General features: G+C 66.6%; 20 protein-coding genes. 9 read left to right on the top strand and 11 right to left on the bottom strand.

What is annotated here, in order from left to right:
• Position 1 precedes the first annotated feature (1 nt).
• The 3 genes from QM712_RS22545 to QM712_RS22535 are packed head-to-tail and all read left to right on the top strand — an operon-like array spanning position 2 to position 2,849.
• Positions 2-955: a heme/hemin ABC transporter substrate-binding protein gene (locus QM712_RS22545; protein ID WP_415025345.1), complete on the top strand. Its 954-nt coding sequence runs from the start codon at positions 2-4 to the stop codon at positions 953-955.
• Positions 952-2,049: a FecCD family ABC transporter permease gene (locus tag QM712_RS22540; protein WP_415025344.1), complete on the top strand. Its 1,098-nt coding sequence runs from the start codon at positions 952-954 to the stop codon at positions 2,047-2,049. The genes QM712_RS22545 and QM712_RS22540 overlap by 4 nt, the downstream gene beginning before the upstream one ends.
• A complete protein-coding gene (locus QM712_RS22535; protein ID WP_415025343.1) occupies positions 2,046-2,849 on the top strand; it encodes a heme ABC transporter ATP-binding protein in 804 nt (267 codons plus the stop codon). Before QM712_RS22540 ends, QM712_RS22535 begins: the two co-directional genes overlap by 4 nt.
• A gap of 151 nt (positions 2,850-3,000) precedes the next feature.
• Here QM712_RS22535 and QM712_RS22530 read toward each other — a convergent pair whose 3' ends face one another.
• Entirely contained in the window at positions 3,001-4,677 is a 1,677-nt protein-coding gene (locus QM712_RS22530) for a mucoidy inhibitor MuiA family protein (RefSeq protein WP_415025342.1), read from the bottom strand.
• Positions 4,678-4,853: 176 nt separating this feature from the next.
• Positions 4,854-5,489, bottom strand: a complete 636-nt coding sequence (locus QM712_RS22525) for a response regulator transcription factor (protein ID WP_415025341.1) — start codon at positions 5,487-5,489, stop codon at positions 4,854-4,856.
• Between the two features lie 205 nt (positions 5,490-5,694).
• On the opposite strand from QM712_RS22525, the gene QM712_RS22520 reads away from it, so the two are divergent.
• Positions 5,695-6,732 (top strand): AraC family transcriptional regulator, encoded by a 1,038-nt coding sequence (locus QM712_RS22520; protein WP_415025340.1) that lies wholly within the window; start codon positions 5,695-5,697, stop codon positions 6,730-6,732.
• Positions 6,733-6,836: 104 nt separating this feature from the next.
• Here QM712_RS22520 and hemN read toward each other — a convergent pair whose 3' ends face one another.
• Positions 6,837-8,189, bottom strand: coding sequence for an oxygen-independent coproporphyrinogen III oxidase (hemN, locus tag QM712_RS22515; protein ID WP_415025339.1), 1,353 nt, complete (start codon positions 8,187-8,189; stop codon positions 6,837-6,839).
• Between the two features lie 162 nt (positions 8,190-8,351).
• On the opposite strand from hemN, the gene QM712_RS22510 reads away from it, so the two are divergent.
• Complete coding sequence (locus tag QM712_RS22510; RefSeq protein WP_415025338.1) at positions 8,352-8,558, top strand: hypothetical protein; 207 nt, start codon at positions 8,352-8,354, stop codon at positions 8,556-8,558.
• Between the two features lie 140 nt (positions 8,559-8,698).
• On the opposite strand, the gene QM712_RS22505 is transcribed toward QM712_RS22510, so the two are convergent.
• From QM712_RS22505 to QM712_RS22495, 3 genes are read right to left on the bottom strand one after another with little or no spacing between them, the layout of a single operon-like run.
• Complete coding sequence (locus QM712_RS22505; protein ID WP_415025337.1) at positions 8,699-9,334, bottom strand: GNAT family N-acetyltransferase; 636 nt, start codon at positions 9,332-9,334, stop codon at positions 8,699-8,701.
• A 23-nt stretch (positions 9,335-9,357) separates the two neighbouring features.
• Positions 9,358-10,008 (bottom strand): CoA transferase subunit B, encoded by a 651-nt coding sequence (locus QM712_RS22500; RefSeq protein ID WP_415025336.1) that lies wholly within the window; start codon positions 10,006-10,008, stop codon positions 9,358-9,360.
• A 16-nt stretch (positions 10,009-10,024) separates the two neighbouring features.
• Complete coding sequence (locus QM712_RS22495) at positions 10,025-10,732, bottom strand: CoA transferase subunit A (protein ID WP_415025335.1); 708 nt, start codon at positions 10,730-10,732, stop codon at positions 10,025-10,027.
• A 274-nt stretch (positions 10,733-11,006) separates the two neighbouring features.
• Here QM712_RS22495 and QM712_RS22490 point away from each other — a divergent pair, with 274 nt between their 5' ends.
• From QM712_RS22490 to QM712_RS22475, 4 genes are all read left to right on the top strand, one after another.
• Positions 11,007-12,932, top strand: coding sequence for an AsmA family protein (locus QM712_RS22490; RefSeq protein WP_415025334.1), 1,926 nt, complete (start codon positions 11,007-11,009; stop codon positions 12,930-12,932).
• A gap of 203 nt (positions 12,933-13,135) precedes the next feature.
• The gene (locus QM712_RS22485; protein WP_415025333.1) at positions 13,136-14,521 is read left to right on the top strand and encodes an ABC transporter substrate-binding protein; all 1,386 of its coding nucleotides are present in this window, start codon (positions 13,136-13,138) and stop codon (positions 14,519-14,521) included.
• A 165-nt stretch (positions 14,522-14,686) separates the two neighbouring features.
• Entirely contained in the window at positions 14,687-15,559 is an 873-nt protein-coding gene (locus QM712_RS22480) for a carbohydrate ABC transporter permease (protein WP_415025332.1), read from the top strand.
• Positions 15,556-16,422 carry a carbohydrate ABC transporter permease gene (locus tag QM712_RS22475; RefSeq protein ID WP_415025331.1) on the top strand — a complete coding sequence of 289 codons (867 nt, stop codon included), beginning with the start codon at positions 15,556-15,558 and terminating at the stop codon, positions 16,420-16,422. Before QM712_RS22480 ends, QM712_RS22475 begins: the two co-directional genes overlap by 4 nt.
• On the opposite strand, the gene QM712_RS22470 is transcribed toward QM712_RS22475, so the two are convergent.
• From QM712_RS22470 to QM712_RS22450, 5 genes are read right to left on the bottom strand one after another with little or no spacing between them, the layout of a single operon-like run.
• The gene (locus tag QM712_RS22470) at positions 16,419-16,919 is read right to left on the bottom strand and encodes a DUF6622 family protein (protein WP_415025330.1); all 501 of its coding nucleotides are present in this window, start codon (positions 16,917-16,919) and stop codon (positions 16,419-16,421) included. The two genes, QM712_RS22475 and QM712_RS22470, sit on opposite strands and share 4 nt — an antisense overlap.
• 15 nt (positions 16,920-16,934) lie before the next feature.
• Entirely contained in the window at positions 16,935-17,747 is an 813-nt protein-coding gene (locus QM712_RS22465; RefSeq protein ID WP_415025329.1) for an ABC transporter permease, read from the bottom strand.
• Between the two features lie 3 nt (positions 17,748-17,750).
• Positions 17,751-18,665: an ABC transporter permease gene (locus QM712_RS22460; protein WP_415025328.1), complete on the bottom strand. Its 915-nt coding sequence runs from the start codon at positions 18,663-18,665 to the stop codon at positions 17,751-17,753.
• The gene (locus tag QM712_RS22455; RefSeq protein WP_415025327.1) at positions 18,662-19,834 is read right to left on the bottom strand and encodes an ABC transporter ATP-binding protein; all 1,173 of its coding nucleotides are present in this window, start codon (positions 19,832-19,834) and stop codon (positions 18,662-18,664) included. Before QM712_RS22455 ends, QM712_RS22460 begins: the two co-directional genes overlap by 4 nt.
• A gap of 52 nt (positions 19,835-19,886) precedes the next feature.
• Entirely contained in the window at positions 19,887-21,365 is a 1,479-nt protein-coding gene (locus QM712_RS22450) for a glycerol-3-phosphate dehydrogenase (protein ID WP_415025326.1), read from the bottom strand.
• Between the last annotated feature and the right edge of the window lie 26 nt (positions 21,366-21,391).

Raw genomic sequence — 21,391 nt, 5'->3', positions numbered from 1 at the left:
AATGACATTTTGTCGCACCATCACACGTCTCCTGCTCACCGGTACGATCGCACTTGCCTCGACCGCGCACGCCGCCGGTATCACCGTGCATGATGCGCGCAACCGCGACGTTGCCGTGGGCGACTATGCGCGCACGGTTGCGATCGGCGGCGCCATCACCGAGATCCTCTACGCGCTCGGGCTGGAGAACCGCCTCGTCGGCATCGACGCGACGAGCCTCTATCCGAAGGCGGCTCTGCACGACAAACCGAATGTCGGCTACATGCGCCAGCTGTCCGCCGAAGGCGTCCTCGGGCTCAATCCGACGCTGATCCTCGCGATCCAGGGATCCGGCCCACGCGAAACCATGGACCTCCTGGAGACGGCGAAGGTGCCGCTGGTGCTGGTGCCGGACACCTTTTCCGAGGAAGGCCTGATCGAGAAGATCCGTCTCGTCGGCCATGCCATGGGCGTGGACGCCCGGGCCGAATGCCTCAGCGCCGCGGTGGGCGCCGATCTTCAGCAGCTTCGCACCCTGCGCGCCAAGGTGACGAAGCCGATCCGCGTGATGTTCGTGATGTCGCTCCAGAACGGACGGGCGATGGTCGCCGGCCACAAGACCGCGGCCGACGAGATCATCCAGCTCGCGGGCGCCACCAACGCCGTCGACGATTACGACGGCTACAAGACCATCGGCGACGAGGCGATCGTCGCGGCCAGGCCCGACGTCGTGCTCTCGATCGAGCGCGGCAAGGATTCGCTGCAGGCCGACGCGGTCTACAGCCACCCCGGCTTCGCCTTGACCCCCGTCGCGGCCAACAAGAGCTTCATCACCATGGACGGGCTCTATCTGCTCGGCTTCGGGCCGCGCACGGCGGCAGCGGCACGTGATCTGTCGGTGAAGCTCTACCCGGCTCTGGCCGAACAGGGTGCCACGTTCACATCGGCGCTGTCGGCGGCGAACTGCCGCCAATGAGCGTGGCGGTCGAGACACGGACGCGCCACCCGCATCGGCAAGCAGGCGCGGGACGACGCCTGGCGCCCTATGCGATTCCCCTGCTGCTCGTCGTGCTCGCGGCCACCGCGATCGTCGCGCTCACCGTCGGCGCAGCCGGCATTCCCCTGGCGCGATTGCCGGCGGCGCTCGGCTTCGCCCGCGACGGTGCGGCCGATGCCATGACCGCCCGCGACCAGCTCGTGCTGTGGTCGATCCGCATTCCCCGGATCGCCGCGACCGCGATGGTCGGCGGCCTGCTCGCCGCCGCCGGAGCGATCATGCAGGGACTGTTCCGCAATCCGCTGGCTGATCCCGCGCTGGTCGGCGTCTCCAGCGGCGGCGCGTTCGCCGCGGCCACCGCGATCGTCTTCACGGACTCGCGCTTCGGCGAGGCCCTGCACATGTTCCAGACCGAGCTGCTGCCGCTGGCCGCGTTCGCGGGATCACTGCTCACGACCGCCATCCTCTACGGCATCAGCAGCCGCGCGGGGCGGACCTCGATCGCGGTCTTCCTGCTCGCGGGCGTCGCCATCACCGCCATCACCAATGCCGGCATCGGCCTGCTCGTCTTCGTCGCCGACGACCGCCAGCTCCGCGACATCGCCTTCTGGCTGCTCGGCTCCATGAGCGGCGCGACCTGGACCAAGGCCGCCATCCTGGCGCCGGTCCTCGTGGTCGGGCTCGCGGCCTGCGCATTCATTGCACGCGGCCTCGATCTGCTGGTGCTGGGCGAAGCCGACGCGTTTCACGGCGGGCTCGACGTCGAGCGGCTGAAGCGGATCTCGATCGTCGTGGTCGCGGCCATGACCGGCGTCGCGGTGTCGATCAGCGGCGTGATCGGATTCGTCGGCATCGTCGTGCCGCATGTGCTCCGCATCGTGATCGGACCGGCGCATCGGCTGCTGCTGCCGGCTTCGGTGCTGCTCGGCGCGATCCTGATGGTCGGCGCCGATTCGCTGGCGCGGACCATCGTGGCGCCGGCGGAGATGCCGATCGGCATCCTGACCGCGGCGGTCGGCGCACCGGTATTCCTGGCCATCCTGCTGCGGCAGCGCGGGCTCGCCTCGCTATGAACGCCGTGATCGAGGCACGCGCCCTGGGCAAGCGCGCCGGCCGCGCGACGCTGCTCGATGGCGTCGACCTGAGCGTCACGGGCGGCGAGATGGTCGCCATCATCGGTCCGAACGGCGCCGGCAAGTCGACCCTCCTGCGGCTGCTGTCCGGCGACATTCGTCCAAGCCAGGGCGACGTGCGGTTGAAGCAGCGCGACATCCGCAGCCTGACGCCGCGCGAACTCGCCAATCACCGCGCCGTGCTGTCCCAGCACATCAACGTCACGTTCCCCTTTACCGTCGAGGAGATCGTCCTGATGGGCGCGGGCGACCGCAGCCCGCGCGAGGCGGGCGGCCTCGTGGATGCAGCCCTCGACGAGGTGGGCCTGACGCATTTCCGCACGCGGCAATTGCCGACGCTGTCCGGCGGCGAGCAGCAGCGCGCCCATTTCGCGCGCGTGCTGGTACAGCTCGCCTGCGGCGAGGCTGCGCAGGGACCGGGACTGCTGCTGCTGGACGAGCCGACATCGAGCCTCGATCTGCGCCACCAGATCGACCTCGTCGAAGCGGCCCGGCGCCGCGCCGCGAACGGCACCGCGGTGATCGCGATCCTGCACGACCTCAACCTGGCGATCCGCTTCGCCGACCGGCTCGTCGTGCTGAACGGCGGCCGGCTCGCCGCCGACGGTCCGCGCGCCGCTGTCGTCACGCGCGAGATCATCCGCGACATCTTCGAGATCGACGCCGTCGTGCACCGGGCCGACGACGGCATGCCCTACGTGCTGCCGCAGTCGATGCAGGCGGCGGGGTCATTCCGCTGACGGCGGATGTGCGCCCTCAGAGGCAAGTGCCCGAGGCATTGAAGCTTCCGCTGCGTCATGGCCGGGGGTGTCCCGGCCATCCATGCCTTGGCCGCGACGCAGGGAACGTGGATGCCCGGGACAGGCCCGGGCATGACGAGCGACGTATTCACTAGCCAGCCGGCACGATCACCATGCCCTTGTCCTTCGGCCAGCGGATGCGCCAGGCGAAGTTGATCTCCTTGCTCTCGCCCGGCTTGGCGTCGAAGGACCATTCCAGCACGCCACGCTTGTCGCGGATGTTGCTCGCTGTCGGCGGCGTGGTCGCGGGCAGCATCTCGACCAGGATGTCCTCGGTCTCGCTGACCGGCAATTGATCCTCGATCGCGACGCGGATCGGGAAGTCGTGACCATTGCGGACGGTGGTCTTGAATGCGCGCTCGTCGGTCTTCGACGTCGTCACCAGAAGACCGGCGGAGCCCTCGTTGCGCCTGAGCACGGCGCGCTCGACCTTGATCTTGTCGTCGGCGCCGAAGCCGAGCCGCACGGTATCGTCCTTGGCCGACGCCGCGATCCGGCCACGACCCACGAACACGCCGTCGCGATAGATCGCGACCTTGCCGGGCAGCAGCGCCGCGTCATCGGTCTGCTTGAAGCTCGCTTCGAGGAAGGCGGTCGGATCCACAACCGGCGCGGCGCGCACGGTGAGATCGGCGGGCACGCTCATCGAGGCGATGCGCAGGCTCTTGGCACCTTCGGCAGCGCCGAGGCTGACGCGGCCGGGAATCCTGAAGGTGGCCTGGAAGTCGCTGATTTCGGCAACCGCCTGCTGCTCCTCGGCGCGCTCGCGCGTGTTGTTCGCATCGGCCAGCTTCGCCGCAAAACTCGGCGACTGCAGCTGGCGCGTCGAAGGCCGCGCCAGCTCCGCGGCCGGGCTCATCGCCAGCGGCTTCGGCGGCTGCGGATATTGCGCCACCAGCGAATTCAGCTCCGGCGCGCTGCCGCCGCGGCCGATGCGGACCGTCGAGACGCCGAGCGTGACATTCGACCAATCCTCGCCGGTCGATTGCGTGATCTCGGCACGGCGGACCAGCTCCAATTGCGGCTTGCGATCCTTCGCGCCGGTGTCGAGCCGGGCGTCGTAGAGCGGCAGCCAGCGCGCGTTGCGCACGGCATAGGTCACCCGCAGCGTCGCCTTCGTCGGCGCCGCAGCGGCTACGTCGATCCGCACCTCGAGCTTGCTCGGCGGCTTGGCCGAACGCTCGGCTTCGAGCTGCGCGATCTGGCGATCGATCTCGCGTTGCTTGCGCCCGGCATCGCGGATGGTGGTGTCGGCGATCGCGATTTCCTCGGCCACAGCCGCGAAGGCCGCGCGCCATTCGGTGATCGGCCGTGCCTCGCCCTTGTCGCCGATACCGGTGGGAGAGTTCTCGGCAAAATGCCGTACGAATTCCCGCCGCGCGGTCGCGGCATCGATCGAGCCCTGCAGATCGGCGCGCTGATCCTTCATCGCCTCGATGCGCTTGTCGAGCTCGGGCAGATTGACCGGCGGCGCAGCACGCGGCGGCCGCGAATCGATCGTGCCGATGGTGAGCCTGGCGCCCGCCTCACCTTCGACGCGGAGCGAGGACGGATCGAGCGAGAGCGGAAAGTCCTTCGCGACCAGCGTGCTCTCGCCGGACGCAAGGTCCAGCGTGATGAGCCGCGTGACGCTGGCGCCATCGGGATAGACTGTGACGTTGTCGATGGTCGACGAGGCGTCGACATCCGCGGCCCATGACGGCAGCGCCGCCACCGTGGTCACCAGGACCAGGCTCGTGGTCGCCAGATGTTTCGCGATCATACGCATAAAATTCCCTCCTGCCGCGCCGCCAACCGGACGCGCAAAAACCGCACCATCGTGATGAGACGCGGCAGGGAAGGAACTGGTTCGATTGAGGTATCCGTGGGGCCGCGCTGAGGCGGCAGCAAGGCTGCAGAACGCATCGCCCTGCGACGGCGCGTCGCGGCCCGGACTGGAGATGGTCAGACCAGGCTGGTCGGACCTTCGCCGGGCAGACCCTGGACGAAGATGCGACGGAGCAGGTCCGTCACGTTCCGCGCGCCCGCCTTCCTGAGGATGCTGGCACGATAGCCCTCGACGGTCCGCGCACTGAGGTTCATGCGCCGGGCGATCTCCTTATTGGTCAGGCCGGCCGCAAGATGTTCGAGCACGTCGTTTTCGCGATCCGTCAGAGCCGCGCGTCCCGGCAGCCAGCGCTTCCGGCCGGAGGCAGGCGAAACGAACTCGTCGATCGCGGCATCGATCCGCTCGACGACGTCGCGGGTGCGGAACGGCTTCTCGATGAAGTCGGATGCGCCGCTCTTGATCGCGTCGACAGCCATCGGGATGGTGCCGTTCGCCGAGGTCACCAGGATCGGCGCCATGCAGTTTTCCTCGCGCAGCCGCTTGAGCACGTCGAGCGCGGAGCGATCGGGCGGCATCTCGAGCAGCACGCAGGCCGGCATCCGCGCCTTCGCTTCCGACAGGAGAGACGCGCCGTCCGCGAAGCAGATCACGTGATATGCATTCTGCCGAAGTGCAGCCGAGAGTTGTTCACGCGAGGCGGCGTCGGTGTCGATGACGAATACCTCACCCTTGGAAAGCGTGTTTCCCGGCATAATTCCGATCCAGCAATGTCTTTGGTCAAATGATTCGAGACGGCCGCGGGCTTCGTCGCCCTGCTGCGCCGTCGTGAGCGCGGCATTCGCGCCAGCGCTTCGGTCTTCCTTATGTACGTGCCCGGCTGTTCCCGGATTTGACGGATCGGGACAGAAACTTTACATTTCGGGACATCTGCGGGAATGGCTGGCAGGAACGGTTCGCATGACCGACCTCATTCGCAGTGCAGGCCTGACCTATTACCCGGAGATTGCCCGGTCGGTCGGGCTCGACCCCAAACAGATGATGCGCAAGGTCAGGCTTCCGCTGGCCTGCCTCGACACGCCCGATACTCCGATCGCGGTCGCAGGCCTGCGTCGCCTGCTCGAACTGTCGGCCGCGACCTCCGGCGCCGAAGACTTCGGCCTGCGTCTGGCCGAGCGCGGCGGCCTGACCAATTTCGGCTCGGTCGGATTGATTGTGCGCGAACAGGCCACCGTCGGCGAGGCGATCGACGCGCTCTCGCGCTTCATCCACGTCCATCACGACGGCATGCGGCTCGACGTCGCTCGCAACAAGCAGACCGTCACCATCACGCTGCATCTGCGCGGGCGGCAGCCGAGCGCATCGCGACAGTCGATCGACATGGCGCTGGGCAGCATCCACCGCATCATCCAGTCGCTGTTCGGCCCCGACTGGCGGCCGCTGGAGGTCCATCTGCATTACCCGCCGCCGCACGACCGCAAGCGTTATCGCGAGTTCTTCGGCTGCCCGGTGACGTTCAACGCGGACGACGACGCGATCCTGCTGTCGGCGCGTGACACCGAGCGCCGGATTCCCAGTGCGCATCCGCTGATCGCGAGCTATCTGCGCAAGCGGATCGAGGCGATCGAGACCCGGCCCGCGAGCTGGGAGGAGAAGGTCGACGAGGTCGTGCGCATCCTGCTCGCGAGCGGCGACTGCACGGTCGACCGCGTGGCGGAGTATCTCGCCTGCACCCGTCGCACCATCCACCGGCACCTCGCCGAAGCCGGCACCACCTTCTCGGCCATCCTCGACGCGCAGCGCGCCAACCTCGTGATCCAGTTGATCGAGGATCCCGACCGGCGCCTGGCCGACACCGCGGTCCAGCTCGGCTTCTCCGCGCAGAGCGCCATGGCCCGCTGGTTTCGCGGCCGCTTCGGTTGCACCATCACCGCGTGGCGCAAGGGCGTGCGGCCGCTGGCGGGCTCGGTCAACGTCCCCTCCGCGTCGGCAGCCTAAACTCAGCGCGCTGGGCCCGCGCGCCCGTGATGACATCCAGGGGCGCCACGATCCACGCGATGGAGCCGGGCTCGCGCTTCGCGCGCGGGAATGACTGGGTGTGTCTACACCGCCCGGCTGTGCAATTGCTTGGCCGTATCGAGATGCGCATCGAAGGCGGCCGCGACGCTGCGGACCAGAAAGCGCGAGTCGCGGGAGACCGCGAGATGGTCGCCGTCCAGCCGGACGACGCCATCGGAGATCAGCGGCTTCAGACGCGAGGCCGCGTTCAGCATCGCCTCCGGCCTGGCACCATGGCGCGCGCAGATCTCGCCGAGATCCGCGCCGAACTCGCACATGATCCGTTCGATGATATCGGCGCGCAGCCGGTCGTCGGCGGTGAGGCCATAGCCCCGCGCGGCGGCCAGGCGACCATCGGCCACGGCGTCCGAATAGGTGCCGAGCTGCACGTCGTTCTGGACATAGCCCTGCGGCAGATGTCCGATCGCGCTCGCCCCGAAGCCGAGCAGGACCTCGCTCCGGTCGGTGGTGTAACCCTGGAAATTGCGCCGCAGCGTCCGTTCCCTGAAGGCCACCGCCATGGGATCGTCCTCCCTCGCGAAATGGTCGAGCCCGATCTGCACGTGGCCGGCCTCGTTCAGTGCATTCGAGATCGCGCAGGCCTGGTCGTGCCGCGAAGGACCATCGGGCAGGACGCTCTCATCGATCATGCGCTGATGCTTCTTGAATCCCGGCACATGCGCGTAGCCGAACACGGAGAAGCGGTCCGGCGCGAGCGCGAGGCTGCGCCGGACCGTGTCCAGGCACGAGGCGATGGTCTGGTGCGGCAGCCCGTAGATGAGGTCGAAATTGATCCGCGCGATGCCGGCGCCCCGCAGCATGCCGACGACGGATGCGGTCTGCTCGAAACCCTGCACGCGGTTGATCGCGCGCTGCACGACGGGATCGAAGCTCTGCACCCCGAGGCTCGCGCGGTTGACGCCGGAGAGTTTCAGCGCCTCCACCATGCCCGCGGTCAGCGTCCGCGGATCGATCTCGACCGCGATCTCGGCCGACGGCAGCACGAAGAATGCGCGGCGCATCGCCGCCATCAGCCCGATGAAGGCCTCGGGCGCCATGATCGTCGGCGTGCCGCCGCCGAAATGGATGTGCTCGACCTTGATGCGGCGGCCGATGGTATCCGCGACCAGCGCGATCTCGCGGCGGAGCGTCTGCTGATAGGCCTCGACGAGTTCGTCGCGACGGACGATCTGGGTATGGCAACCGCAATACCAGCACATCTCGCGGCAGAACGGCACATGCAGATACAGCGATGCGCTCGCCGTGGCGGGGAGCTCGGCCAGCCAATTCGCGTAGGTGCCGGCACCGATCTCGGGCGAAAAGTGCGGCGCCGTCGGGTAGCTCGTGTAGCGCGGCAAACGCTCCTCGCCATAGCTCGCCGCGAGATCAGCTCTCATGTCCTGCCCATTCGTGAATTCAGGCCGCGCATGGCCGCGGCAAGCTTCGGAACAGGCTCAGCTAGCGCGGATTTGCGGACGGGACCTTGCGCTTCCTCAAAGTGGGAGCGCCTGATTTGGGCGATGGTGACGTTCAAGCCTATGCCTTCTGGAGACAACGCCATGGCGCCGTTCGCGCTCGACCTCGTTCTGTGGCTCATCGGCGTTCGCGGCCATATCCCGCGCTTCGACCATTTCCGTCCGGGTCCGGCGGGAGCCGCGGCCGGCGCGGGTCATCTGATGCGGGTCATGGCCATCCTGGCCGCGGTCGTCGCCGCGCTGTCGCTCGCCATCTGGGGCACGGTGTGGTTTGCGATCGAGTTGCTCTAGCCGGCATCACCGGGACGGAGTCGATTCGGCGCAAATGAAAGTGCGAAGGGGCTACCGCCGTCGACCGGCGCATATGGCACCCCATCGCCCAAGCCAATTCAGAGGAAGGATCGCTCGGCTATACCGCTCGCGCGGCGCGATCACATCGCGCGTGCGAACATGCGAAAGCCGGGTGCGCCGATGATCGCCTCGAACGCGGGATCGCGCTTCTCTTCCGCGAAGACGAAGCCGGCCTTGGCGTAGGCGCGTTCCGCAGGCTCGTTGCCGATCAGGAACGATATCGTCGCGCGGGCAAAGCCCGCCGCCCGCCCCTTCTCCAGCGCGTCCGCGATCAGCGCCTGGATCAGCCCGCGACCACGATGGGCGGGATCGGTCGCGACATGCTCGATCATCCAGTCGCCCTCGCCGCCCTGCACCCAACAGGCACGCGAGTAAGCGCCACGTTGGCGGATGGCGTCGAGCTCCGGCGTGGTGAGCCCGATCGCAGCACCGACCTCCTCGATCGCGCCCCACGCCGAAGGCCCGGCGCCCGCCGCGGGCAGGGCGCAGAGCGCCACAACCGGCTTGCCGCCGATCTCCGAGAGAAGAAACTGCGAGACATGCCACATCGACACCGCGCGCGCCGTCGCGACGCGCGCGATGAATTCGAGGCACTGGGCTTCGGGCCAGCCGAGCGCAACGTCGAACCAGCCGCGCGGCCGATAGCCGCGCGTCGAGTCGAGAATGATCCTTGCGATGAAACCGGCGTCATCGAGGCGCGCAGACCGTATCGTCATGCGCGCCCCCTGTTGAGATGACCTCAGGTGTTCTTGAGCGCGACGCGGAATTCCGCTTCGGTCTTGGACTTGACCTCGTCGAGCGAGACGCCTTCGGCGAGCTCGATCAGCGCCATGCCGCCGTCGCCGTGCTTGTCGATGGTGAAGACGGCGAGATCGGTGACGACCATGTCGACCACGCGCTCGCCGGTCAGCGGCAGGTTGCACTGCTTCAGCAGCTTGGCGCCGTCCTTTGCGGAGTGCTCCATCACGACGACGACGCGCTTGACGCCGGCGACGAGGTCCATCGCGCCACCCATGCCCTTGACCATCTTGCCGGGGATCATCCAGTTGGCGAGATCGCCGTTCTGGGCCACCTGCATGGCGCCGAGGATCGACAGATCCATGTGGCCGCCGCGGATCATGCCGAAGGAATCCGCGCTCGAGAAATAGGAGGTCGAGGGCAGTTCGCTGACGGTCTGCTTGCCGGCGTTGATGAGGTCGGGATCTTCCTCGCCCTCATAGGGGAACGGGCCCATGCCGAGCATGCCGTTCTCACTCTGCAGGCTGACGTCCATGCCGTCGGGGATGTAGTTCGACACCAGCGTCGGGATACCGATGCCGAGATTGACGTAGTAGCCGTCACGCAATTCCTTCGCGGCGCGCGCAGCCATCTGTTCACGGGTCCAGGCCATGTGGGCTCTCCTGATCTCAAGCTGCCGGGCGCGGGCGGGTGTTGCGGAATTCGATGCGCTTCTTGGCCTTGCCGACCTCGACGATGCGCTTCACGAAAATGCCGGGCGTGTGGATGTGGTCGGGATCGAGTTCACCGGCCGGAACCAGATGCTCGACCTCGGCCACCGTGACCTTCGCGGCAGTCGCCATCATCGGGTTAAAGTTGCGCGCGGTCTTGCGGTAGATGAGGTTGCCGGCGGTGTCGCCCTTCCAGGCGTGCACGATGGCGAGATCGGCGAACAGGCCGCGCTCCATCAGATATTTCTCGCCGTCGAACTCCTTCACTTCCTTGCCCTCGGCGATCAGCGTGCCGACGCCGGTCTTGGTGTAGAAGGCCGGAATGCCGGCGCCGCCCGCGCGGATGCGCTCGGCGAGCGTGCCCTGCGGATTGAATTCGAGTTCCAGTTCGCCCGCGAGGAACTGCTGCGCGAACAGCTTGTTCTCGCCGACATAGGACGAGATCATCTTCTTGATCTGCCGGGTTTCGAGGAGACGGCTCAGCCCGATGCCGTCGACGCCGGCATTGTTGGAGACCACCGTCAGGCCCTTGACGCCGGATTCCCGGATCGCGTCCGACAGCTCTTCGGCGATGCCGCAGAGGCCGAAGCCGCCCGACATGATCATCATGTTGTCTTTGAGAACGCCGTCGAGCGCCGACTTGGCGTCGGGATAGACCTTATTCATGCAGATAACCTTCGACTGAAGTTCGGCTCGCAGGGCGCCGCGCCTTATTGGCGGCGATTATTAGGCGAAATCGTCCGAAGCCGTCAATGATACAGGGTTCTCCCGCTCGCCCGTGGGTGGTAGAAGCTGCCCACGCCGCGGGCAGACCGGCTTCGCGGCCTTGAAAGCGACAAGAAAACCCATCAAGTTGCGGGGGTTGGGCGTGGGGTGCGCACGTCTCCCGGCCCACCCTTCTGGCTCCAACGACCAACCCGATCAGGACATGCCATTGACCATGGCTCAAGGAATGAAGCGCCTCGGGACGCCGATCGCGGCGCTGCTTGGCGTGGCGCTGATCGCCCTGGTCGCGACCTCCTGGCTCATCAACCGCGACGCGTTGCGCAAGGCCGTCGAAGCGCAGATACGCGACGTCACCGGGCTGGAGCTCAATGTCGCAGGCGCGATCGACATCGCGGTGCTGCCGGCCAGCTACATCTCCTTCCACGACGTCGGCCTCAAGGGTGGCGGCACCACCGACCCCGCACTCCATGTCGACGTGCTGACGGCCAATCTGCGGCTGCTGCCTCTGCTGCTGCAGCGGTTCGAGATCGCCGACCTGACGCTGCTGCGGCCGCACATCCATGTCAGCCTGAAGCCGGACGGCGAGAGCAACTGGACACCTTTCATCCAGACCATCGCGCGCACGATGAAGCCCGGCGCCGACCACCAGGTCTCGTTCTCCGAGATCAGGATCCAGGACGGCGTGCTCAATTTCGAGGACGCCGCCACGCACGCGGCGGAGCAGTTCGACGACATCGACCTGTCGCTGGCCTGGCCTTCGATCTCGCGCTCCTTCGCCGCGACCGGACAGTTCGACTGGCGCGGCGAGCGCGTCGACGGCTCGATCAGCTTCGCCGATTTCGTCGCGGCCCTCTCCGGCGACCGTTCCGGCCTGAAGGCGCGGATCGCCAGCGCCCCGCTCAAGCTCGCCTTCGACGGCAACGTCGCCAACCGCACCAGCCCGATGATGGAAGGCACCCTCACCATCGACAGTCCGTCGTTGCGCAACGCGCTGCGCTGGACCGGGCAGCCGCAGCCGGGCAGCGGCGGCTTCGGCCGCTTCGCGCTGAAGGCCCGCGCCAACGTCGTCGGCGCATCGATCGCGCTCACCAACGTCAACGTCGAACTCGACGGCAACACCGCCGAGGGCGTGATGACCTACGCCAACAACGGCCGGCAGACATTGCAGGCCACTCTCGCCGCCGACGCGCTCGACTTCACGCCCTACATCTCGACCTTCCGCCTGCTCGCCAGCGGCGCACGCGACTGGAACAGGCAGCTGTTCGACCTCAACGGGCTGTCGACCACCGACCTCGACATGCGCCTGTCGGCGGCGCGGCTGACGGTCGGGCCCTCGAAGCTCGGCCGCACCGCGATCGGCGCGAATCTGCGCAACGGCACGCTGGCGTTGTCGGTCGGCGAGGCCCAGGTCTATGGCGGCATCGCCAAGGGCTCGTTCGGCATCGCGCGTTCGGACACGATCGCCGACGTCAAGGCGCAATTCCAGTTCACCGACGTCGACCTCCAGGCCTGCGCTTCCGAACTGTTCGGCATCAACAAGCTGTCCGGCCGCGGCAACATCAACGTTTCGCTGGTCGCTTCAGGATCATCCCCGTTCGGCCTCGCGCAGTCGCTCGACGGCACCGCCACCGTAACCGGGCATGACGGCGCCATCTCCGGCTTCAACGCCGAACAGCTTCTCAAGCGGCTGGAGCGCAGGCCGCTCTCGGGCGGCGGTAATTTCCGCAACGGCTCGACGCCGTATGACAGTCTCACCATCGCGGTGAAATTCGCCGACGGGGTCGCCACCGCCGAGGACATCCGCATCGAGGGACCCGCGGCGAAGATCACGATGACCGGTACGGCATCGGTGCCCACGCGCGAATACGACATGAAGGGCGTGGCGAGCCTCAACACCACATCCGGCTTCCAGCTGCCGTTCGTGGTGCAGGGTCCGTGGGACGATCCGCTGATCTTCCCGGATCCGGAAAGCCTGATCCGCCGCTCGCCCGCATCCGCCCCGCTGCTCGACATGCTGAAGGACCGCAAGGCCGGCGACGCCGTGCGCTCCGCCATCGAGCAGATCACCGGCGTCAAGCGTCCCCAGACGCCGGAATCCCCCACGGCGGAAAACGCCAAAGAGAACGCGAAGTCCAACTGAGGACGACGATCGGCCGACGCAGCGGCCGACGCGAATTGATCCGGGCGAATTGATGCGGCGATTGCATCGATGCGCGCGTTGCGCATTTCCGCGCCATCCCCCCTCGACCTAGGTCTGACAACATGCCGCTAGATCGAATAGCGGCCATGCGCTAGTGTTTTACCTAACCGGTTAAAAAGACCGGCAGTTTGAGGGAGAAAAACGTGAAATCCAAGGTTATTGGCGCATTTTCGCTCGCGCTCGCTGCGGCCGGTCAGCTCGCGGCCACCGCACCGGCATTTGCGCAGCAGAAGACGATCACGGTCTGGTGGGGCAAGGGATTCTATCGGTCCGAAGACGACGCTCTGCTCGATACCATCAAGAAATTCGAAGCCAAGACCGGCATCAAGGTCGAACTGTCGCAATACGCGATCCAGGACATGATTCCGAAGACCGTCGCAGCGCTCGATGCCGGCACCGTGCCGGACGTCGCCTATTCCGACAGCTACGACGTGCAGGCGCAGGGCAAGTGGGCTTACGAGGGCAAGCTCGAGGACCTCACGGACATCATGGATCCGATCAAGGACCGGTTCGTGCAGAACACGCTGGACGCCTCGATCCTCTACAACGACGTCGCCAAGAAGAAGGCCTTTTACGGCTTCCCGCTGAAGCAGCAGAGCATGCACGTGCAGATCTGGGGCGACATGCTCGAGAAGGCCGGCTTCAAGCAGAGCGACATCCCCAATGACTGGGAAGGCTATTGGACGTTCTGGTGCGACAAGGTGCAGCCGGGAATCCGCAAGGCCACCGGCCAGCGCATCTACGGCGTCGGCCAGCCAATGGGCGTTGAATCCACCGACGCCTTCCAGTCGTTCTACACATTCATGGACGCCTACCACGTCAAGCTCGTCGACGACGACGGCAAGCTCCTGGTCGACGATCCCAAGGTGCGCGACGGCCTGATCCACGCCCTGAAGGACTACACCGACACCTACATCAAGGGCTGCACGCCGCCCTCCTCCACGACCTGGAAGGATCCGGACAACAACGTCGCCTTCCACAACAAGACCATCGTGATGACCCACAACTTCACGATCTCGATCGCGGCGAAGTGGTACGAGGACTCGCAGAACCAGGCCCTCACGCAGGAGCAGCGCGACGCCGGCAAGAAGGCCTACGAGCAGGACATCATCACCGCGTCCTTCCCGAAGGCGCCCGACGGCACCACCATCCGCTACCGCTCCGACGTCAAGACCGGCCTGATCTTCACCGCGGCGAAGAACAAGGCCGAGGCCAAGCAGTTCATCAGCTTCCTGCTGCAGGAAGAGAACGTCCGTCCCTATATCGAGGGCGCGCTCGGCCGCTGGTTCCCGGTGACGAAGGAAAGCCAGGAGAGTCCGTTCTGGCAGGCCGATAAGCACCGCAAGGCTGTCTATGCCCAGTTCAAGGGCGGCACCGCGGCGTTCGACTTCACCAAGAACTGGAAGTTCACGATCCTCAACAACGAGAACGTCTGGGCCAAGGCGATGAACCGCGTGGTGAGCGAGAAGGTCCCGGTCGACAAGGCCGTCGACGAACTGATCGTCCGCATCAAACAGGTCGCGGGCTAGTCGTCATCCCTCCCTCTCCCCGCGCGCGGGGAGAGGGAGGGCCCGGAAGCTCCATCCGCGAGCGACGCTCGCGGTGAATCCGTACCGCCTCATCCCGCGAGCCGGGAGAGGTGAAGAGGCAGCAGCACCGATCGCGCTGTGCGGTCCGCAGACGAGTATCGAACGATGGCGATCACGCTCTCCGGCGAACAGGCAATTCCCGCACCACCTTTGTCGTCGCGGCTGACCCCGGCGCAGGTCTGGGGCATCGCGCTGCTCACGCCCTATCTTCTCGTCTTCCTCGCCTTCGTGGTCTATCCCGTCGGCTACGGCCTGTGGCTGGCACGCGCGCCATCGAACTACGTCGCGCTCTACAACGACCCGATCTTCGCGCGCGCCGCGGTCAACACGCTGATCTTCCTGGTCATCGGCATCAACATCAAGATGCTGATCGCGCTGTTCCTGTCCGGCTTCTTCGCGCAGCAGCGCCCCTGGATCAGGTGGCTCTCGGTGATCTTCATCCTGCCCTGGGCGGTGCCGTCGATCCCGACCATCCTGTCGGTCCGCTTCATGCTCAATCCCGAATGGGGCGTGATCAACCACATCATCTTCTCCTTCACCGGAGACGACGGCCCGAACTGGCTGAACGATCCGACGGTTGCGCTGACGATGGCGATCGGCGTGCACATCTGGAAATCGCTGCCGTTCTGGACGCTGATCCTGATGACCGGCCGGCTTGCGATCTCGCAGGACCTGTTCGAGGCGGCCGAGGTCGACGGCGCGAGCTGGTGGCAGAAATTCCGCTTCATCACCTGGCCGTCGATGCAGACGCTCTACATCACCTGCACGCTGCTCTCGATGATTTGGACGCTCGGGGACTTCAACAGCGTCTACCTGCTCACTGGCGGCGGCCCGGCCGACCTGACGCATGTGCTGTCGACGCTCGGCATCCGCTATCTGCGGCTCGACCAGCTCTCGCTCGCGATGGCCTCCATCGTCTGCGCGATGCCGTTCGTCCTGCCGCTCGTGTACTTCATGATGAAACGGTTGTCGCGATGAAGCTTCCCGGCGTAGGCGAATTCTCCTGGCGTGACGTCGCGACCGAAACGCGGCTGCTGCTGATCGGCATCCCCGTCTTTCTCTGGACGATGATCCCGATCTATCACATGTTCCTGTTCGCCATCTCGCCGAAGGAGGACGCGTTCTCGGGCAAGCTCTGGCCGGATCATCCGACGCTGCACAACTTCGAGATCGTGTTCAAGCAGCAGCACTATTTCCTGCGCGACTTCTACATCCAGTTCTGGAACTCGACGGTGATCGCGGTTGCCGTCGGCGTGCTGACGCTGTTCATCGCCACGGCCGCGGCGTTCTCGATTTCGCGGCTGCGCGTCCCCGGCGGGCGGATGGTGATGAACCTCGCACTCTTCACTTATTTCATCCCCGCGGCGTTCCTGGCCGTGCCGATGTACCGCACCATGGGCAATTACGGCCTGCTCAACAATCACTGGTCGCTGATCCTGGCCATGGTCACGATCGCATCGCCCTATGCGATCTGGGTGCTGAAGCAGGCTTCCGACAAGCTGCCGGTCGAGCTGGACGAGGCCGCCGTGATGGACGGCGCGACGACGCTGCAGATCTTCCGCCTGGTCTACCTGCCGCTGATGATGCCCTCGCTGGTCGCGATCGGCACCTACGCGGTGCTGCTCGCCTGGAACGAATATCTTTACGCCTTCCTGCTGCTCTCGAACGACCGCGAGATCACGCTTCCCGTGGCACTCGGCAACTTCCTGGCCGCCGACGATTCTCCGTGGGAGCTGTTGATGACCACCGGCTTCATCTACGCGCTGCCGCCGGCCGCGGTCTATTACGCCTTCCGCCGCTACATGGTGGGCGGGCTCACGGCGGGTGCGGTGAAGTCCTAGGCACCCGCGTCACGCTTCCTGCGATAGGCCAACAGCAGCGCGATCGCCGACCCCAGGAAATAGCCAGCAGTCGCGCCCGAAATGGCGCGGCCGACGATGATCGCCAGCGCGCGATCGCCCGCATCGATCGCCGAGATCACCCCGACCGCGTATTGCAGGGAAAACACGACGAGGTTGCGGATCAACGCGAAGGCGCTGCCGGGGCGGATGATCTCTCCCGTGCCGCGGTCGATGTCGAAAGGACGCGGCGTCAGGACCCCGAGCGGCAGCAGCGCCAGGGCGGCCGCGATCCACGCGGCGAGCGGCCATGCACTGTCCTGATGGCCGAGGCCGATCCGCGACACGCCCCAGACGATGAACACGGCCGGCACGATCAACGCGCGCCACACCGGTGTCCTGCGCGGTTGCATCGCCTTGATGCCCTGCCACGTCAAATAGGCGAACAGAACGAAGACCCAGGGCGGCGTGTGGGTCAGGATCTGGTAGGCCATCGTCATGATCGCCTTTCCGGCTCACAGGGGAGCCGCGCTCTCGCCCTGGGTGCTCGACAGTTTCGACGCCAGCGAAGCTACGACGATGACCACCGCGATCAGGGCGATCACCAGCGTGCAGATCGCGTTGATCTCGGGCTTCACTCCGAGCCGTACCTCCGAATAGATCCGGATCGGCAGCGTCGCCGAACCCGGGCCGGTGGTGAAGCTCGCGATCACGAGATCGTCCAGCGACAGCGTGAAGGCCAGCATCCAGCCGGCGACGATCGCGGGCGCGATCAGCGGCAGCGTGACCGCGATGAAAGCACGGACGGGATTGCAGCCGAGATCCATCGCCGCCTCCTCCAGCGAGCGGTCCAGCGAACCGAGACGGGACTGCACGACCACCGCGACGAAGCACATCGTCAGCGTGGTATGGGCGATCGTCACCGTCCAGAAGCCGCGCTCCGCGTTCAGGGCCACGAACAGGAGCAGCAGCGACAGCCCGGTGATCACCTCGGGCATCACCAGCGGCGCGTAGAGCATTCCGGAGAACAGCGTGCGGCCGCGGAAGCGCTCCCCGCGCGACAGCGCCACCGCGGCCAGCGTGCCGAGCAGCGTGGCGATGCTCGCGGACGAGACCGCGACCCTGATGCTCATCCAGGCCGCCTCGATCATGGCGCGATCGTTGAAGAACTCCCGATACCAGCGCAGCGACCAGCCGCCCCACACCGTCACCAGCCGCGAGGCGTTGAAGGAATAGATCACGAGGATGAGGATCGGCAGGTAGAGGAACGCCAGCCCCAGCGCGAGCGAGGCGACGTTGAAACGGGACAGGCGGGAGATCTTGCGCATCCCCTACCGCCCCTGCTCGAGTTGCCGCTTCTGGAGCCGTTCGTACAGCAGCAGCGGCACCAGCAGCACCACCAGCAGCACGATGGCCGCCGCGGACGCCACGGGCCAATCCTTGTTGGTGAAGAACTCGAGCCACAAGGTCTGGCCTATCATCAGCGAATTGGAGCCGGCCAGCAGGTCCGGGATCACGAACTCGCCGACGATCGGAATGAAGCACAGCAGCACGCCGGCACCGACGCCCGGGAGCGACAGCGGAAAGGTGACGAGCCAGAAGATCTGCCAGGGCGGCGCACCGAGATCGCCGGCCGCTTCCTCCAGCGCCGGCTCCATCTTGGCGAGCGTCGCGTAGAGCGGCAGGATCATGAACGGCAGATAGGAATAGACGATGCCGACATACATCGCGCTGTCGGTGGAAAGCCACACCACCGGCTGGCTGACCAGATGCAGCGCCAGCAGGATCTTGTTGAGCAGGCCGTCGTGCTGGAGGATGTTGATCCAGGCATAGATGCGGATCAGGAACGAGGTCCAGAATGGCACGATCACGAGCACCATCGCCACCGCCTGCCAGCGCCGCGGCAGGCGCGCCATGCCATAGGCGATGGGATAGCCGATCAGGAGCAGCAGCGCCGTCGCCGTGATCGCGACGGTGAGGCTGCGCAGATAGGCGAACACGTAGATGTCGTCGGAGGCGAGCAGTTTGAAATTGTCGATCGACAGCACGGCAAAAGCGGCCTTGAGCGATGACCATCCCGCCGTGAGGTCGAGCACGGGCTCGTAAGGCGGCTGCGCGATCGCCGTCTGCGACAGGCTGATCTTCAGCACGAAGCCGAACGGCACCAGGAAGAACAGCACCATCCAGACATAGGGGGCGATCGCGGCGAACCGCGCCGGTCGCGCGAAGATGCGGCGTGCGCTCATGGCGGCAGCACCACGCAGTCGTCGGGGGAGAACCAGGCTACGACGCGCTGGTTCGGGCTGTAGGCATCGACGTCGAGCCGGGCGCTGTTGGCCACCGATGCCTGCACCATGCCGCCGGCATCGAGCCTGACCTTGTAGACCGTCGAACCGCCGAGATAGCAGATGTCCGCGATCACGCCGTCCAGGCTGTTGATCGCCGTGGCGTGGCCGGCCTCGCTCACCGGGCCGCGGCGGGACAGCTTGACCTTCTCGGGCCTGATCGCGACCGACAATCCGGTCTCGCCGACCGCCTCGCGCGGCTCGGCCGTCACCAGCGTCCCCGCGTCGCGGGTGGCGATCACCAGGCGATGACCATCGCGCAGCTTGAGCTCGCCGTCGAACAGGTTGATGTCGCCGACGAACTCCGCGATCCAGCGCGAGCGCGGCGATTCGTAGAGCTCGCGCGGGTTGGCGACCTGCTCGAGCCGGCCGGCCTTCATCACCCCGATCCGGCTCGCCATCGTCATCGCCTCCTCCTGGTCGTGGGTGACGATGATGAAGGTCATGCCGAGCCTGCGCTGCAGCTCCATCAGCTCGGCTTGCGTGCTCTCGCGCAATTTCTTGTCGAGGGCGGCGAGCGGCTCGTCGAGCAGCAGGAGCTGCGGACGGCGCGCCAGCGCACGGGCCAGCGCGACGCGCTGGCGCTGGCCGCCGGAGAGCTGGTCGGGCTTGCGCTTCTCCAGCCCCTCGAGCTTCACCAGGGCGACCATCTCCTCGACGCGCGCGGCGATGTCGGCGCGCGCCATGCGGGCACGCTTGAGGCCGAAGGCGATGTTGTCGCGCACCGAAAGATGCGGAAACAGCGCGTAGCTCTGGAACATCATGTTGATCGGACGCTCATGCGGCAGCGCCTGCGCGATGTCCTTGCCGCCGAGCAGGATGCGTCCCTCGTCGGGCGCCTCGAAGCCCGCGAGCATGCGCAGCAGCGTGGTCTTGCCGCAGCCGCTGGGGCCCAGCAGCGCGAAGAACTCGCCGGCCTCGATGTCGAGCGACACGCCGTCGACCGCGCGGTACGTCCCGAACGTCTTCGCCACGCCCTCGATGCGCAGCAACGGCAGATCCGTCACGGGATGCGCAACTCCGCCGACCGCATCGACCGCGCCGTCTGTTCCGGACAAGTCTTCAACCATGTTTCCAGCCAACCCCGATTCCGCCGCACGCTAGCCGCCGGGCGGCCTTTGCTCAACCGGTTCGAGACCGGTCGTTCACACCCGCCATGAACGCGCTGAGCGCCTCGATGTCGTCCTGCGCCATGGTCAGGCCGAGCTTGGAGCGACGCCACAGGACATCCTCCGGAAATCGCGCCCATTCGTGGCTCATCAGATAGCGCACCTCGGCGCCGGTCAGATCGGAACCGAAGACGGGGCCAAGCTCGCCGCGGCCCTTCGTCTCACCGAGCACCATCGGCAGCCGCGAACCATAGGCCGCGACCAGGCGCTGGGCCTGCGGCTCCGACAGGAAGCGCCAGCGGTCGCGCGCGATGTCGACCTCGGTGTCGAAGCGGTCCCAGGCGAAATCCCCGCCGGGCAGCGCCGATCCGGCGGTCCAGCGCCGCGACATCGGATAGAACGGAGTCAGCCGGGTCACGGCCCGCTCCGCGCGCAGGCGCACGGTGGTGACGTCGCCGCCGAACATCGTGATCAGGGGCGCCTTGTGGCGGCGCGCGTGGAACAGCGTCGTGCCGTCGCGCCCGCGCGCGGAAGCCCAGGTCAGGTTGACGCCGGACACCGCGCGGATCACGTCCGTCGGCGCAACGCGTTCGCGGAAATAGCGGCTTGCCGCGTCACAGAGATAGACGATATCGGCGCCCGCCATCGCCACGATCGCCGGATCGCCCTTGAACTCGCGCATGGTCGTGCCGATCAGCGTGAAGTCGCGCTCGAACGGGCTTGCGAAGATCAGCCGTCCGTCACTGTTCTGGAAGACATAGACATTGTCGGAATCGAACAGCCGCCGCACCACGATCTGGTTCATCTGCATCGCCGCCGTCGGCGGGGTCGGCTGCCGCAGCACGGTCTCGGCGACCATCGACGTCCAGCCGCCGCCGGCATTCGCCAGCGCGCGGGCCGTGACCACGCGACGATGGCCGCGATCGACCATCGCGAGCCGCCACACATCGCCCCTGTCGGCGCGAACGCACCGCGCCCCGGTCCGGATCGCGGCGCCCCGCTCGGCGGCGTCGAGCGCCGTGAGCACGACGAGCCTGGAATCGTCGACGACGCAATCGGCATATTCGAAGGCGACGCCGAACGGACGTTTCAGGGCGTTGCCGACCGGATGATGCGTGATGTCGAGGGTCGTCGCCGCAGGCAGGCCGCTTCGGCTCGTGAGGCTGTCATAGAGGAACAGGCCGGCGCGCAGCAGCCATGGCGGACGCTCGTCGGCATGCGCGGGGATCACGAAGCGCATCGGCCGGACCAGATGCGGCGCTGTCCGGAGCCAGATCTTCCGCTCGGCCAGCGCCCGGCGCACGCGGCGGAATCCGCGCCGCTCCAGCACCGACAGATCGCCGTGGATCAGTCGCGGCGTCGCGGACGATGCGGCGCCGCCGAGATCGCCCTGCTCGATCAGGATGACGCGCAGGCCGCGACCGGCGGCATCGCGCGCCAGGCTGACGCCGTTCAGGCCGCCGCCGATGATCGCAAGGTCGTAATCCGCCATGAAGCCGTCGGAAGGAAGCCGGAGAG

This window comes from Bradyrhizobium sp. (assembly GCF_047605465.1).
Classification (GTDB): Bacteria; Pseudomonadota; Alphaproteobacteria; order Rhizobiales; family Xanthobacteraceae; genus Bradyrhizobium.
Note: the sequence above shows the minus strand (reverse complement) of the source record. Positions and strands in the feature narration are given on the sequence as shown.

What these genes read in the sequence shown, in the direction of transcription:
- QM712_RS22495 (WP_415025335.1), bottom strand. Translation starts at nt 10,732, where the DNA reads ATGAATAAGGTCTATCCCGACGCCAAGTCGGCGCTCGACGGCGTTCTC.
- QM712_RS22460 (WP_415025328.1), bottom strand. Translation starts at nt 18,665, where the DNA reads ATGAGCGCACGCCGCATCTTCGCGCGACCGGCGCGGTTCGCCGCGATC.
- QM712_RS22505 (WP_415025337.1), bottom strand. Translation starts at nt 9,334, where the DNA reads ATGACGATACGGTCTGCGCGCCTCGATGACGCCGGTTTCATCGCAAGG.
- QM712_RS22470 (WP_415025330.1), bottom strand. Translation starts at nt 16,919, where the DNA reads ATGACGATGGCCTACCAGATCCTGACCCACACGCCGCCCTGGGTCTTC.
- QM712_RS22475 (WP_415025331.1), top strand. Translation starts at nt 15,556, where the DNA reads ATGAAGCTTCCCGGCGTAGGCGAATTCTCCTGGCGTGACGTCGCGACC.
- QM712_RS22465 (WP_415025329.1), bottom strand. Translation starts at nt 17,747, where the DNA reads ATGCGCAAGATCTCCCGCCTGTCCCGTTTCAACGTCGCCTCGCTCGCG.
- QM712_RS22545 (WP_415025345.1), top strand. Translation starts at nt 2, where the DNA reads ATGACATTTTGTCGCACCATCACACGTCTCCTGCTCACCGGTACGATC.
- QM712_RS22510 (WP_415025338.1), top strand. Translation starts at nt 8,352, where the DNA reads ATGGCGCCGTTCGCGCTCGACCTCGTTCTGTGGCTCATCGGCGTTCGC.
- QM712_RS22520 (WP_415025340.1), top strand. Translation starts at nt 5,695, where the DNA reads ATGACCGACCTCATTCGCAGTGCAGGCCTGACCTATTACCCGGAGATT.
- QM712_RS22480 (WP_415025332.1), top strand. Translation starts at nt 14,687, where the DNA reads ATGGCGATCACGCTCTCCGGCGAACAGGCAATTCCCGCACCACCTTTG.
- QM712_RS22450 (WP_415025326.1), bottom strand. Translation starts at nt 21,365, where the DNA reads ATGGCGGATTACGACCTTGCGATCATCGGCGGCGGCCTGAACGGCGTC.
- QM712_RS22535 (WP_415025343.1), top strand. Translation starts at nt 2,046, where the DNA reads ATGAACGCCGTGATCGAGGCACGCGCCCTGGGCAAGCGCGCCGGCCGC.
- QM712_RS22530 (WP_415025342.1), bottom strand. Translation starts at nt 4,677, where the DNA reads ATGCGTATGATCGCGAAACATCTGGCGACCACGAGCCTGGTCCTGGTG.
- QM712_RS22525 (WP_415025341.1), bottom strand. Translation starts at nt 5,489, where the DNA reads ATGCCGGGAAACACGCTTTCCAAGGGTGAGGTATTCGTCATCGACACC.
- QM712_RS22455 (WP_415025327.1), bottom strand. Translation starts at nt 19,834, where the DNA reads ATGGTTGAAGACTTGTCCGGAACAGACGGCGCGGTCGATGCGGTCGGC.
- QM712_RS22540 (WP_415025344.1), top strand. Translation starts at nt 952, where the DNA reads ATGAGCGTGGCGGTCGAGACACGGACGCGCCACCCGCATCGGCAAGCA.
- hemN (WP_415025339.1), bottom strand. Translation starts at nt 8,189, where the DNA reads ATGAGAGCTGATCTCGCGGCGAGCTATGGCGAGGAGCGTTTGCCGCGC.
- QM712_RS22500 (WP_415025336.1), bottom strand. Translation starts at nt 10,008, where the DNA reads ATGGCCTGGACCCGTGAACAGATGGCTGCGCGCGCCGCGAAGGAATTG.
- QM712_RS22490 (WP_415025334.1), top strand. Translation starts at nt 11,007, where the DNA reads ATGGCTCAAGGAATGAAGCGCCTCGGGACGCCGATCGCGGCGCTGCTT.